This is a genomic window from Streptomyces fagopyri (genome assembly GCF_009498275.1).
GTDB lineage: Bacteria > Actinomycetota > Actinomycetes > Streptomycetales > Streptomycetaceae > Streptomyces > Streptomyces fagopyri.
On sequence record NZ_CP045643.1, the window covers coordinates 1,375,190 to 1,388,958 of the forward strand.

The window sequence follows — 13,769 nt, forward strand, 5'->3', positions numbered from 1 at the left end:
ACGGGACACCGGAACGGCGGGTCGTGGTGAAGGTGAATACGTCAGCGGAATACGTCACCTGACCGAATCTCGCCGCACCGACGCGCCGACAGTGGGCCGGTGACAACCGGCCACTTACGGGGGGTGGTGTGCTGTGAGGCTGTTCCGACTCGTTCCGCACCGGATGCGAGGACGCGCGCCCGCGCAGCCTCCGACACCGGGTCCCACCTATCGCGAACCGGCTTCTCTGTCGGCGGAGTTGGCCGATCTGGCCGCGCATCCGAGACTCGCCCGGCACAGTGCGGCGTTACACGACCTGGCGGACGCTGTCAGCAGTGGCAGAGGGCTCGAGGTGTGGGCGGGCGGCAGTCTCGTCACCGCGTACGGAGGGCCCGACGCGCTCGGCGACGGCCCCGCCGAGAAGGGCGACCGGGCACGCCGGCTCGGTCTGCTGCCGACGGCGCTCGTCTTCGTCCCGCTGCTGATCACCTGGTTCGGACTCGGCGCCGCGGCCTGGGCCAACCAGCGCATGAACGATTCCGGCGCTCGCTTCGAGGGCTCCTTCCTGACGCTGTGGCAGCAGGGCTTCGACGGACATCTGTGGCCGTTCCTCCGCTTCGACATGATGGCGGTCTGGACGGTACTCGCGCTGGCCGCGCTGGCCACCACCACCATGCTGCGCCACCGCTGGGAGGAACGCGACGAGCGGGAACGCCTGGTGCTCTCGCAGCGACTGTCCGGGGCCCTCGCGCAGACCGAGGCCTTGGCGGTCCGCGCGGCGGCCACCTCACCACGCCGGTTCACGGAAGAACTGCAGGGCGCGGCGAAGGAGTTGCACACGCTCCTCGGCCGTGCCGTCGACGTCCAGGAGGGCGCGCGCCGCGCCGTGGCGCAGGCCGACGGCGCCACCGACCGCACCGTCACGGCCCTGACCTCGCTCGACTCGGCGCTCGTCGTCCTGCGCGCGGGAGCCTCCGAGGCACGCGAGGCCACCCGGGGCGCGTCCACGGCCGCGGGCCAGGTCGCCCAAGGGGCGGACGTGCTGACCAGCGGAGTGGCCGCGTCCGTGGCCGCGCTGCGCGACTCGGTCGGCGAGGCGGGACGGATCGCCGCCGAGCACATCGCGGCGGCCGGCGTGTCCGTCGCCGACCGCTTCGACGCGGTCGCCTCCGCCGCCGAACTGCGCGGGTCCGCCGCGACCGACCGTGCCACCGAGTCCATGGAACGGATCCGTGACGAGGCCAGGGACACCCTGGAGAAGACACAGACCTCCCTCGACGAGTCGACACGCCTGCTCACCGCCACCGTGCGGGGGCTCGACCGCACACTCACGACGCTCCCCACCGCGCTGGAGGGTTCGGCCGCCGAGGGGGCCGACCGCATCGGCATGGCGTACGACATGGCCGTCGCCGCCCTGGCCGCCTCGCTGCGTCAGGAGGTGCGCGAGGTGTCGGCCGAACTCGCCGACCGCATCAACCAGTTGCACACCGTCGTGATGACCCAGCGGGCGGTCCAGCGCGACCTCGGCGGTGGCCAGGAGCAGATCCGGGATCTGCTCCGAGCGGCCGCGGCCGACTTCGAGCAGGCGCTGCGCCGCGTCACCGGCGGTCTCGACGAGGCGGGACGCGCCGTCGTGAACGGCTCGGCCGAACTGAGCGCGGCCGCACGGCAGTTGCGCCGGGCGCCGGACGGCTCCCAGCCCTCCGCCGACACGGTCCCCCACTCCCCTTCGCCGTCCGACCCGGGAGCCGGGCTCGACCCGGGACCCAGGCCCGACCCCGAACCGAGGCCCGATCCGGGACCCAGGCCCGACCTCAATCCGAGGCTCGACCCGGGTCCGAGGCCCGACCCGGGTCCGAGGCCCGACCCGGGTCCGAGGCCCGAGTCCGGCCCCGACTCCCCCTCCGACAGCGGTCACGACTCCCCTCCCGAGCCCGATCACGATCCCGAGCCCGATCATGGACCGGGCTTGAGGCCCGGCTCCGGCTCCGGCTCCGGGACTCCCCATCACCGGCCCGCAGACTCCACGCCCCCGAGCGTCGGGACTCACCCGTTCCCCGCTGCCCCGAGCCTTTCCGACGCCCGTCCCCGGCCCGCGACTTCCGTCACGACCGGCCCCGCCCGCGCCCACGGAGCCGGACGGACGCCCACCCCCACGCCTTCGCCCATGTCCGCTCCCGCTCCCGCGCCCGCGCCCGCCCCCGAACAGGCCGACAGCCTGGAGAGCCCGTCGACACACCGGCTGCGCAAGCCCGTGCGCCCCGATCCCGGGGACGAGCGGCGGGAGGGAACGCGGTGAACCGGCAGTCGAGACGCGCGACGGTGCCGTATCTCGCGGGCTGGCTGTTCGCGGACGTGCTGCTGGTGATCGTGCTGGTGGTGCTGGGAGGCGAACGGACCCCGCACGAGGGGGCGTTCGCGCGCGGCCCGTCACCCACCCCCACGCCGACGCCGAGCGCACGGCGATCGCCCTCGCCGGAGCCGACCGCGACGCCGGCACCACGAACCCGGCCGGGCGGGCTCGACCCGGCCACCCGCTCGATCACCGTGCACACCGACGCCGACGCCCTGGTCGCGGGCTCGAAGGCCGCGAGGGCCGATCTGGAGCACCAGGTCACCGACGGGATCGAGCGGTTCAGGGGACGGACCGCGGCCTTCGTCATGGTCTTCGGGACCGTCCACGGCGCGGGAGGAGCCGTCGACAGCGGGCGCAGCGACGCGTACGCCACCGCCGTGGCCCGGTTGCTGCCGCGGGCCGAGCCCGCCTTCTTCCCGCCGTACTCGGAGAAGATCATCCGCGGCGATCACGACAGCAGTGGCGACATCAGCTCGGGAACGGCCCGGATCGAGCTCTTCTTCCTGCTGCGGTGACGTCCTTCGCCCGCCCCGGTTCCCTCCTCCGCCACGAATCGAACGCCGCGACCGACAACCCGGACCGACCGGCCCGCGCCCAGCCGTTCGTACAAGGCGCGCGCGGGGACAGCGCACCCACTCACAGCCCAACGGAGCGTGGAGCATCGTGACCGTCTTCAAGAAGGACCCGAGCCTCGCGGAGCTGCGCGAGTTCACCCACCAGACCCTGACCATGCTCAGCGAGCAGAACATCCCCGACACACCCGAGGCCCATGAGTCCCGCGACCGGATCGAGTCGCTCGCGGCGGAACTCGACGCACGGCTGAACGCACCGGTCACCATCGGGGTGGTCGGCGAGTACTCCGTCGGCAAGTCCCTGCTCCTCGGCACCCTGTTGGGCAAGCCCGACCTGCTGCCGGTGGAGGCGGGACCCAGCACCGGCAACATCACGGTGCTGGAGCTGTCACGCGGCGAACCGGGCCGGCCGACGACCGCCGACGAGAACACGGACGTCGCCTTCCTCACCGAGAAGCAGCTCGCCGCGTGCGTGGGCGCCGTTCTCGACGACCTCGTCCGGGTGCTGGACGAACGGCACCCCCACCTCGGCGCCGGAGTCGCGCTCGCCGACTACAACCCCGTCACCGATGCGCGGGGTTGGGCGCCCTTCGAGGCGTGGTACCCCCGGCTGTGGCCCGCCGCCGGCGGCCCGGTCGCGTACGAGGCGATCGGCGCCGCGCACCGGGACGCCGTCACCGAGCTGTGCCGGATCCGCGACGCGGCCCTGAGCCAGCGTGATCTGCTCGGCACCTCCGTGGGTGTGTCGCGGAAGGCGGTCGGCGCGGCGCTGGTCCTCGGAGCCGCCCAGCGCACGCCCGAGATCCCGCCGAAGCGGATCGTGCAGCCCTTCGACACGGGGCAGTTGAAGAACTCCGACACCGTGGTGGCCGCGGAGGCGCTGCGCCGGGCGTTCCCGCTGGTCGAGAAGGTGACACTGCGGGTCGAGGTCTCGCCCGACCACTGGGACCTGTCCGGGCTGATCTCCCAGGACACCGCGGTACGGCTGCTGGACTTCCCGGGCATCAACGCCGCCGGTTCCTTCGGCCGCGACACCTACCTCAGCCGCCGCGAGCTGGTGTCCGTGCACACCATCCTGCTGGTCATCAGTGCCGTACGCCCCGAGTCGAAGGGCGCCTCGACGTTCTGGGACATGCTCTGCGAGGACGGCCGGGAACCGCAGGGGCTGGCGAGCGCGGCCCTCGTCGCGGCGAACGCCTTCGACCTCGCCAAGCCGCCCACGCTGATGGACGTACCGGAGGGTCCGTTGCCGCTGCGGCAGCTGCTGTCGCACTCGGCCGAGGTCAACGGCGTGCACGTGTACGGAAACAAGTTCGTGCACCACCGCGAGGACGGCATCGTGGCCGTCTCCTCGATCGCCGCCATCCGCGCGCACCAACTCCCGTACACCGAGACCTCCTCGGAGACCCGGGAGCGCATCCACAAGGCGCTGGCGGACCTCGACCCGCCGGGCGCGAAACGGTGGGAGAAGATCGCCGACCGGTTGCGCCGGGCCGACGAGACCAACCCCTGGACGGACCGGCTGCGCGCCTACGACAACGACGGCGGGGTCCAGCGGCTGCGCCTGCTGATCGACCATCACGTACGCCGTCACGGACTCGATCAGAAACTGGAGCGGGCGCGCGGCTCGCACCGCAAGCTGTGGCGCGAACTGAGCCTGCTGCAACGGCAGGTGCACCGGGCCGCGGGCGGCGAGCAGCCCGAGGAGTACCGCGAACTCGCCCTGCGGCTGGGTGAGTTCCGGGATCTGCTCGGCCTGATGCTGCCCACCCTGTACCAACTCACCACCCCGGCGCCGCGCGTGGGCGGGGCCGACGGCGCCTCGTACGCCGCCGAACTCGGCGGACGGCCGCCCCGCCGGGAGGAGATCGCGGACTCGGTGCGCGACGACGTCTTCGACTGGCGGGAGTGGCAGGAGCTGCTGGGCCGGGCCGAGCGGGACCGCAACCATCTCGTCCCCCGCAGTGAACCGCCCGCGCAGGGTGGCATCAAGAACCTGCCACGGCCGGGCCGGACCGCCGCCGTCGCGGCTCAGGCACCCGCCAGCGAGGAGTCGGCCGACGTCACACTGACCTTCCTCGACAGGTTCCGGGCGCTCGTCGACCGTCGCACCGGCGAGGAGCACGACCAGCTGCGCGTCTGGTTCGACCACTGGGCGGCCTACTGGCAGGACGAGTTCGGGCGGCTGCGCGAGTGGATGGCGGACCCGGCCACCGACAGCCTGCTCAACGAGCTGTTCACCCGGCTGCGCGGCAGCGCGCACCGGGCCGACAGCCAGCTGAACCACCTGTGGACGGCTCTCAACCCGGTGCACGCGCGAGAACGGGTGGAGGAACTGGCGTCCGTGCCCGGCCCGACCTCCGGTGACCAGGAGAACCGATTCCCGATGCGGGCCCCGCACGCGCTGCCCTGGGACCACCGCATGCCCCGGCTGGAGGACCAGCGCTCCGAGGAACGCGAACGGCACCCGCTGCTGGTGGTGCAGCTGCGCCAGCACACCGCGGACGCCGCGGCCCGGCTCGTCACCGAGCATCTCGGCCGCACCCTCGCCCTGATCGAGAAGGACCTGGTCGCCCTGTACTCGAAGACCGCGGAGTACCTGCCCCGCGAGAACGAGGTGCGCGCGCCGCGCAAGCCCCTGGGGACGGAGCCGCACTCCGGCGGGGACGGCGCCGGTGCCGCGGAGGTGCCGGTCGAAGAGCCCATCGACATCCTGATCCGAGCCTGGAGCGACGACTGACATGAGCACCGAGCTGACCATCTCCTTCCGCGCCCCGCACGCCGATCCCGCCTCCGGTGTCGTCCCGCTGGGCCGCAGGCAGTTCCGCCTCTACACGGGCCCGGGGGGCATAGTGCTGCCCGAGGTCGTCCTGGAGCAGGAGGGCACCGACGGCAGCCGCATGGTGACCGTGCACCTGCCCGCCCGCATCGAGGTCATCACCCCCAGCGGCGGCCTCGTACCGGCGCAGCTGGCGCAGGCCCTGGCCGACTGCTGGGTTCCGCAGCAGTACACGTCGATCACCGTGGAGGGGCCGCGCACCCTGTCCCAGGACACCCTGCTGCCGACGGCCCTGGTGCACCCCGCGTCGGCTCCCGCGGCCACCGCGGGCGACGAGCCGTTGCGGCTGGACGTCCACTGGAGCGTCGACTACGCGTCGGTCGAACACGCGGGAACCGCGCACGGCCGCGTCATGCTGGAGTTCGCGCCGCCGGGCGAGGAACCCGCGGCGGCACCGCGGCCGGAGGACGACGACGAGTTCCTGACCCTCCGCGACCTCACGGGCAGCACGCACGAGCACGAGTTCATCGTGGTCGACTTCGGGACGACGGCCTCCACCGCCACCCTGCACGACCCGACGCGGATCAGGGCGCAGCTGGTCGATCCGGCGCAGGCCCGTTCGCTGACCGGCCTGCTGACGGACCTGCTCGCGCCGCCCGCCGACGCCCCCGCGGAATGGCGCAAGGAAGTGGACGCGCTGCTCGCCGGGCCGGTCGCGCTGCCGCGCAGGAACGTCGAGGTGACGGGCACCGAGGCGCTGGCCCGGCTGAGCGACTCCGACGTCGCCGACGCGCTGATGCTGCGTGTCGAGGCCGTCCGTGAGCAGGCGGGTCCGGAACTTCGGCGCTGGCTCAACCGGCGGCTGCACACCGGGTACGCGGAGGTCATCGGCACTCCGCCACTGAACCGGCACGCGCTCAGGGCCGTCGAGTACCCGGACGACTCGGGCCGGCTGACCTCCGCCCCGGCCAGCGCGCTGCGCGAGGTGGAGTACGCCGACGGCGCCGTGCCCGAGCACCCCCGCGACCGCGGCTTCGCCCTGTGCGGCAACGGACCCGAGGGGCTGCCCGGCGTCAAGGGACTGACCGGCATCAAGAGGGCGGCGCTGCAGCTCACTCCGGAGCCGGTGGCGGACTCCGACATGTCCGCGGACCATCTCGCCCAGCACATGTACCTGTTGCTGGTCGACGGCGCCGAACAGACCACGTACAACCCGGCTCTGGGGACGATCAGCCGGATGGCGACGGTCGTGGTCACCTATCCGACGACGATCCTGCCGGAGGTCAAGGAGAAGCTGGAGAAGCTGGTCCGTACGGCGCTCGGCGGTCCGCGCGTCGTCATGGACTTCGACGAAGGTCTCGCGGCCGGGCTGTACTTCCTGATGGGCGACCTGACCGACAACCTCAACGCGGGCCTGGAGTCGCTGCGCGCCCGCTGCCGGCGCGTCGGGGACAAGCCGCCGACCTGGCAGCGGATCATGCTGGTGATCGACATCGGCGGCGGCACGACCGACATCGCGCTGCTGCGGCTGACCCTCGTCGACCAGACACCGCCGCTCGGCGACGACCAGGAGTTCGTGGCGGGCCGGGACTACCGGCTGGAGCCCGAACTCCTGGGGTCCACGGGGCACGAACGGCTCGGCGGCGACCTCCTCACGCTCCAGGTCCTCTACTGGATCAAAGCCCGGCTGGTGGACGAACTGAGCGTCCGGGACGCCCCGTTCGGCGAGGAGCAGGGTGACGGCGAGGGGGTCGGACACGACGTCGCGGGCCGGCGAGGTACCGTGCCGCGGCGCGCGTACGCCGACACGGTGGCCGAGCGTGCGGCCGACGAGCTGGACACGATCGTCTCCCCCGAGGTCCGCGCCGTCCTGTCGGAGGCGCTGCCCACGGACTGGGCCGGGATCAGCGACCCGGCCGAACGGGACGAGCGCAGGACCCGGTTCGAGCTGTTGTGGCGGCTCGCCGAGCTCAAGAAGCGTGAGCTCAGTGCCAGGGGCGCGGGGGACGCCGTGCTGGAGCCTGAGCGAGTGGCCGACATCCTGAACGCGGGGCCGAACCACCGGCTGGGCACGGTGCAGGGTCAGATCACGCTGGACGGCGGGCAGTTCGCGAAGCTGGTGCAGCCCGTGCTGCGGCGGGCGGCCTCGCTCGGCGCCGACCTCGTGCGCGGCTCGTTCCGGCGGTCCGACGAGGAGAACGAGGAGCGGCGCGCGAAGGGTCTGCCGGAGCTGCCGGAGCCGCTGCTCGACCAGGTGGTCCTGTCGGGGCGTACGAGCCGCATGGCCCAGCTGGAGGGCGAGGTCCGGGCGGTGCTGCGGCAGAAGGGCGCGGACGGCGGCGACGGTCTCGGCTGGCACAAGAACACGGAGTTGTCGGCCGAGGTGAAGTACGCCAAGCAGGTCACCTCGCTCGGCGCGGCCTGGGCCCACTCGGTGCGCAACGTCGCCGGGCAGGTCGGGCACGGCGACGACGAGGGCGGACGTGCCGGGGCCACCATCCGGCTGAGTGATCTGGACATCAGGCTCCAGGGGCTGTTCTCCAGTCTGCCGTGCGACTTCGGTCCACGCGGTCACATGGACCGGGTCACCCCGCTGCTGCGGGCGGGCGACGCCTATGTCGAACTCGACACCTCCGGGCGGCTCGGGGTCCGCACCGGCTGGAACGCGCTCAGCCGCACGCTGTCGATCCACCGCTACCTGGGGTCCGGCGACTCCTTGCAGTGGGGTGCCTTCGATCTGGCCCTGGCGGCGAGCGCGGAGGGGTTCAAGCCCACGCCGTCGGTGTGGCGGCCGCCCGGCGGCAGCCGGCGCGGGGTGCGCTACCAGATCGAGATGGACAACCGGCTCGTGCCGTACATCCTGCTCTGCAACGGCCCCGCCCATCTGCTCGTCGACGGTCCCGCGGTCCCGCTGGACGGTGCGGCGCCCGGGCTCGCCTTCGACGCCGGACTGCCGGGCTGCTCGGTGCCCGGCCGTATCTGCGTCAACGCGGGCACGGACGACAACGGCGTACGACGCCTGGTGGAGGTGTTCCCGCCCTCGTCACCCGATCTGACCGGCGAGGCGGTCGTGTCCGCCGACGGTTACCTGCCGGAGTCCTTCCATCCGACCCTCGACCTGCACGACCTGCCGGTGCCGGGGCGCGTCGCCCCGATCTCGGTGCCGCCCACCGACGTGAACAGCACGTTCACCTACGAGTTCTTCCTGGACCGCGGCGACGGGGCGCCGGTCTTCCTCGGCCATCTCCCCGCGGTCCAGGACGGCCGGCACCACGCCACGCTCGACGCGCACGGCCAACTGCGCGTGCACCGAGGCCTGGTGCCCTACCTGCCCGCCGAGAAGCTGCGTCAGGTGGAGGAGGTCCCCGGCCGGGTGCTGCGCCTGCGCATGGACCCGCCCACCAACAAGCTGAACCACCACTGGGATCCCAACAGCGGGAGGCACTGATGACCGACGCCCACGACCACGGGCCGAGGCACCCGCACGCGCTCCGGCTCGATGCCTTCGCCGAGGCCGCCACCGCCGTACTGGACTCGCCCTCCCGTTGTGGCGAGGCGCTGTTCGACGCGTTGCACGAGTGCTGGCTGGCTCTCCAGAACGTCCCCGGCCACCTGCCTCCGTACCGGGACGATCCGCGTGAGGTCGTCGAACGCTTCGAGGACGCGCGTACGCAACTGGGGCGGGCGTTGCGCGAGGTGCCGGCGCTCGCGAGGGCCGCACACGGTGGGCGTCCGGAGCGAGGCGGCACGCTCGAACCGCACGAGGCAGCGGACCCGTACGGGAGGGACGACAGGGACGAGAACCGGGCCGAGGACGAGGACGAGGATCGAGACAAGCACGAGGGCGCGGGCGCGGGCGCGGGCGAACGAGTCGACGGGACCGGGCGGGCCACCTCCGTCGAGGGGACCGAAGCGGACGTCGGACCGGCCCTGGACCAGGAGGAACGGGTGGCCGACTCGCCGCCCCGCGCGTCCGAGGGGCCCGAAGACGCGAACGCGCCGGAGGCCTCGGAGATCCCGGAGACGTCGGAGACGGCGGAGGCATCGGAGGCATCGGAGACTGAGGAAGCACCAGGGACACCGGACGTGCGGGAGCCGCTGGATCCGGCGAGCCTCGCGAAGCCGTCGGTTTCCTTGCAGCGGCCGGCCCCGACAGAACCGCCCCTCCTCGCAGCTGAGTTGACCGGAGCCCAGCCGGTGTCGGGGTCGGCGCACGGCTCCTCGCCCGGGTCCCCGGCCGTACCGGCCGACTCACTAGCGGACTTCGCGGCCGTCCTGGAACGGTTGGAGTCGGATCTCCGGCGCGAACAGGTCCGTTACCTCCCTCAGCCGGCGCCCGCACGCCGGGACGACGGTGACCCGGACGCCGCCGAACGCGTGCGGCTGATCTGGCGGCGCGTCCACATGGCACTGCTGCGGCTGCCCGGTGACGTGGCCGTGGAGTGGCGTACGACGGCGGCGGCCAAGGCCTCCCTCGCGGGCCTCCCGGTACCGGAGGACGACGTCTCCGACCTCGACGTGATCGTCCTCGGGCTGCCGGACGGCCTGTGCCCCGCGGAGCGGCTGCCGCTGGACTTCGCCGACCTGCCCGCCGCCGCCGTGGCGGTGGATCCCAAGTTCCTCCTGCACCTCGGCCTCCCGCCGGCCGAGATCGGCGCCCTTCCGCCCGGCGATCCCCGTCCCGCCTGGGCGGTGCGCGCCGCGCAGGCCGAACGGCTGGCCGCACTCGACCCCGAACTGCACATCGCACTCCTTCACGACCACCAGCCGGGCAGCCTCGCTGGGCGGGAGCACCGGGACAAGTACGAACGCAGGCTGGCCTCGCTGCTGCGCACGGCGGGTCAGGGCCTGGACGAGAAGAGGGCGTGGACGCGGGAGAACCGGCTGGGCGCCGCCCACCACCTGGACATGGTTCTGGGCGGTCTGGTGCACAAACGCCCGGCCGCTCCCGAGAGTTGGTGGTACCAGTGGCGCACGAGGGTGTCGCGGATCCTGGTCCCGCTCGCCGAGGACGCCAACTATGAGGTGATCGTCCGGCCGTTGGAGGATCTGCGCCGTGATTTCGCCGCGGAGTACACGATCGCGGAGACCGTGAAGGGAGTCGCCGGCTCCAGCGAACCCGAGGTGCAGTGGGTGGTGTGGACGGCGTTGCGGCGCAAGAAGGGTTCGAACTACGGGCCCAACAAACACAAGGGCCGGGTCGTCGTACGTCCGGCCGAGCCCACCCGGCGGTGAGCGATGGCCTTTCGGCATGCCGCGCCGCACACGTCCACCGCACGGTCCCCGGCCCCGGGGCCGCCCGGCGGCTCCCTCGACGCCGCGTCGCTGGGCCGGCTGCTCGGCGCCTGCGCCGCCGGACGCGCGAACGGCCTCTCCCCGCAGTTGGTGGCGGACCTCGCCGCGTCGTGCGCTCCGGCGGGGGACCCTGCGCGGCGGGACGTTCCGGTCCTCCGCGTGGTCGTGCTGCGCGCGGGTGCCGACGCAGCAGGTCTCGTCCCCCTGCTCACCGGGATCCGGCCGCCCGAACCACCCGCCGCCACCGATGTCGTACCGCTTCTCCACGCCCACCATCCAGTCATCGAGCCGGAGTTGAGGATCACGGAGGGGCATCGGCGGAGTCTCGACCGGCTGGCCCGGCGGCTCCTGCGGGACAGCGTCACGGCGGGCGCGGCCCGTGCCGCGGGGACGGACCGCTACGGGACGGTCACCTGGCTGCGGATCCGCGCGGAACAAGGGCGGGACCGGTTCTTCGCGACCCGGTGGACGGGCGAGGACGCCGTCGCACGGGCCTGGCGGCGTATACAGGACGTGACGGCGGCGGGCACGCAACCCACCATCCGCGCCGTCGCCTCCACGCCGGACGCGTCGGACACGCCGGACGCGACGGACGCGACGGACGGACCTGACGTACCGGCGACACTCTCGACCGCCTTCGCGGGCAGTCCCCTGCCATGGCCACCGGCGGGCGAAGGGGTCCGCGTGACGGTCACGGACGTCCCCGTACCGGCGGAGGGCGCCCTCGCTCCGTACGCCCGTGAGATCCTGGATTCGGCTCATCTGGTGCTGGCCGCCGCACCACATCGGCAACTCGCGGGCCGGGAACCACTGTCCGCCGGATTCCGGGCGCTGCTCGCCGGGTCGGTGGGGGGTCCCTGCCGACCGCCTGTGGCCCTGGTGTCCTGCGTGGCGGAACACGGCGGGGCCGACTTCCTCGCCGGGCTGGTCGGATGGCTGCGCGGCGCCCTGCCGCACACCGTCGGGCCGTTCACCCGCGGCCTGCCCGTCCACGCGGTGTCCCCGCGGCGGGCCGAGGACGCCCTGCGTGTGCTGCTGCGTCCGGTGGACCGGGCCGCGCCCGTGCGGGCGCGGGCCCTGGAGCTGTGGGCGGCGAGTGGTCTGCCCGTCCTGTGCGCGTCGGTGCTCGCGCCCGCGCTGCGGGACCCGCGCGCGTCCACGGCCGGGCTCGGCGTCCGTCGTTTCCGGGCGGCGCTGCACGACATCCGGCTCGACGGGTACGACGTTCCGCCCGGTGCGGCTCGCGCGCCGGCGCCGGCCACCGCCGTACTCGCCCCGGACGTGCCCGCCCGGCAGCTCTGGGACGAGCTGGACCGGTTCGCCGCGATACCGCTGGCGCGACGGGCCGCCCGACGGCCGTACCCGGCCGCCGGACCGGACGGCCCACCACACGACGCACCTTCACGGGGAGACATCGGACCATGACCTCCACCACCTGGCTGATCATCCTTCTCGTCCTGTCGCTGACGGGGAACGCCGCGCTCGCCCTCCGGTTTGTCCGGGCGGGCCGCGTCGCGCTGCCGTCGGCGCCCGTTCCAACCGTGTTGGCCGAGTCATCAGGGCCCGATCCCGAACAGGAGACAGCGCGGGACCGGTTGGCGGACGTGCGACGGGAGGTCACGGCGGCGCATGAACTGCTGCGCGGGCGGGACCTCGAACTGTCCCGGGTGCGCGCACTGTTGAAGGAGGCGCAGGAGACGTCCGCGACCGCCGCCATGCAGCCCGCGGGTCTGCAACAGGAACTGCACGCGGCCCGGCAGCGGTTGCGGGCGCTCGAAGGTGAGGTGCGCGGGCTGGCACGGGAACGGGACGACGCGCGTTCCGACGCGGACGGTCTGAAACGACGCCTCGCCGAGGCGGAGGCCGACGGCGGGACGCCGCTCGGTCCGGACGCGCTGTCCCCGGCGATCCCCCGGCGGCTGCCGCTGGGCCGGGACGCGACGTCGGACAGCAGTGTCGACGGCGCGGACCTCGGACCGCTCGTCGTGCGCGCCGCGTCGGTGCGCGGCGACCGGGCCCGGAGTGAGGGAGAGCACCGGCGCGAGGCGTTCCTGCTGCGGTTCGTCGAGGAGATGCGGACGCCCACCCTGCTCAGCGCGGTGGCGGCGGGGGTTCCGCACGGGCGCTGGTCGCAGTCCGCGGCCGACCGCTCCTGCCGCAACCTCGCCGCGCAGGTGGCCCGTTACGGAGACACGCTGGACCATCAGCTCTACCGGCCGGCCGGCTCGGACGACGACCTGACCGCGCTGCTGCGGACCGCGCTGCAGGGGGTGGCGCACTCCATGAGGCTGGTGACGCGCGGGGAGGGGCCGGGCGGCGAGCCGGACGACGCCGCGATCGGGGTGGCGCTCACCGGGCTGCTTTCGCGTCTGGGCGACAGCCGGCAGCGGGAGCACGTGGCCTTCGGGATCGGTGACGGCGCGCTGCTGGTGTTGCGCGACGGAGTCTGGACCAATGTGTTCACGCCCGGCGGGACAACGGCCGAGCGCGGGCTGCGGCTGCCCGGCGCCGCCCAGCAGGTGCGCTGCGCCCGTGTGACCACCCGTCCGGGTGACCTGCTGGCGCTGTGCAGTTCGTCCCTGGCGGAGTTGCTGGTGCGTCCCGAGGCGGGAGACTGGTTCGCCGCCCGTTGGGCGGGACGCCGGCCTTACCTCACGTCGTTCCTCTCCGAGGTGAACGTGCCGGTGCGGTCCCCCGGGGGCGACCGGACCGTCGTCTGTCTCTGGGACTTCGGTGACGCCCGGGAGACGCCCCCGGCGGAATCCTGACCCGCACGAGTCCCGCACGA

Annotated in this window: 7 protein-coding genes; all 7 read left to right on the top strand. The window is 73.4% G+C overall.

The genetic code is table 11. The features are described 5' to 3' along the window. Positions 1 to 238: 238 nt before the first annotated feature. Positions 239 to 2,278 (top strand): coiled-coil domain-containing protein, encoded by a 2,040-nt coding sequence (locus GFH48_RS05855; protein WP_194280503.1) that lies wholly within the window; start codon positions 239 to 241, stop codon positions 2,276 to 2,278. After that, a complete protein-coding gene (locus GFH48_RS05860; RefSeq protein WP_153287236.1) occupies positions 2,275 to 2,850 on the top strand; it encodes a hypothetical protein in 576 nt (191 codons plus the stop codon). Before GFH48_RS05855 ends, GFH48_RS05860 begins: the two co-directional genes overlap by 4 nt. Positions 2,851 to 2,998: 148 nt before the next feature. Further along, positions 2,999 to 5,647, top strand: coding sequence for a P-loop NTPase family protein (locus tag GFH48_RS05865; RefSeq protein WP_153287237.1), 2,649 nt, complete (start codon positions 2,999 to 3,001; stop codon positions 5,645 to 5,647). A gap of 1 nt (position 5,648) precedes the next feature. After that, positions 5,649 to 9,134 (top strand): hypothetical protein, encoded by a 3,486-nt coding sequence (locus tag GFH48_RS05870; protein ID WP_153287238.1) that lies wholly within the window; start codon positions 5,649 to 5,651, stop codon positions 9,132 to 9,134. After that, positions 9,134 to 10,921 carry a hypothetical protein gene (locus GFH48_RS05875; RefSeq protein ID WP_153287239.1) on the top strand — a complete coding sequence of 596 codons (1,788 nt, stop codon included), beginning with the start codon at positions 9,134 to 9,136 and terminating at the stop codon, positions 10,919 to 10,921. The genes GFH48_RS05870 and GFH48_RS05875 overlap by 1 nt, the downstream gene beginning before the upstream one ends. Before the next feature lie 3 nt (positions 10,922 to 10,924). Next, a complete protein-coding gene (locus GFH48_RS05880; protein ID WP_153287240.1) occupies positions 10,925 to 12,406 on the top strand; it encodes a serine/threonine-protein kinase in 1,482 nt (493 codons plus the stop codon). Beyond that, positions 12,403 to 13,749: a protein phosphatase 2C domain-containing protein gene (locus tag GFH48_RS05885; RefSeq protein WP_153287241.1), complete on the top strand. Its 1,347-nt coding sequence runs from the start codon at positions 12,403 to 12,405 to the stop codon at positions 13,747 to 13,749. Before GFH48_RS05880 ends, GFH48_RS05885 begins: the two co-directional genes overlap by 4 nt. Positions 13,750 to 13,769 lie beyond the last annotated feature (20 nt).

Bases quoted from the DNA above. Each gene is read 5' to 3' on its own strand.
- GFH48_RS05870 (WP_153287238.1), top strand. From the start codon at position 5,649: ATGAGCACCGAGCTGACCATCTCCTTCCGCGCCCCGCACGCCGATCCC.
- GFH48_RS05880 (WP_153287240.1), top strand. From the start codon at position 10,925: ATGGCCTTTCGGCATGCCGCGCCGCACACGTCCACCGCACGGTCCCCG.
- GFH48_RS05875 (WP_153287239.1), top strand. From the start codon at position 9,134: ATGACCGACGCCCACGACCACGGGCCGAGGCACCCGCACGCGCTCCGG.
- GFH48_RS05885 (WP_153287241.1), top strand. From the start codon at position 12,403: ATGACCTCCACCACCTGGCTGATCATCCTTCTCGTCCTGTCGCTGACG.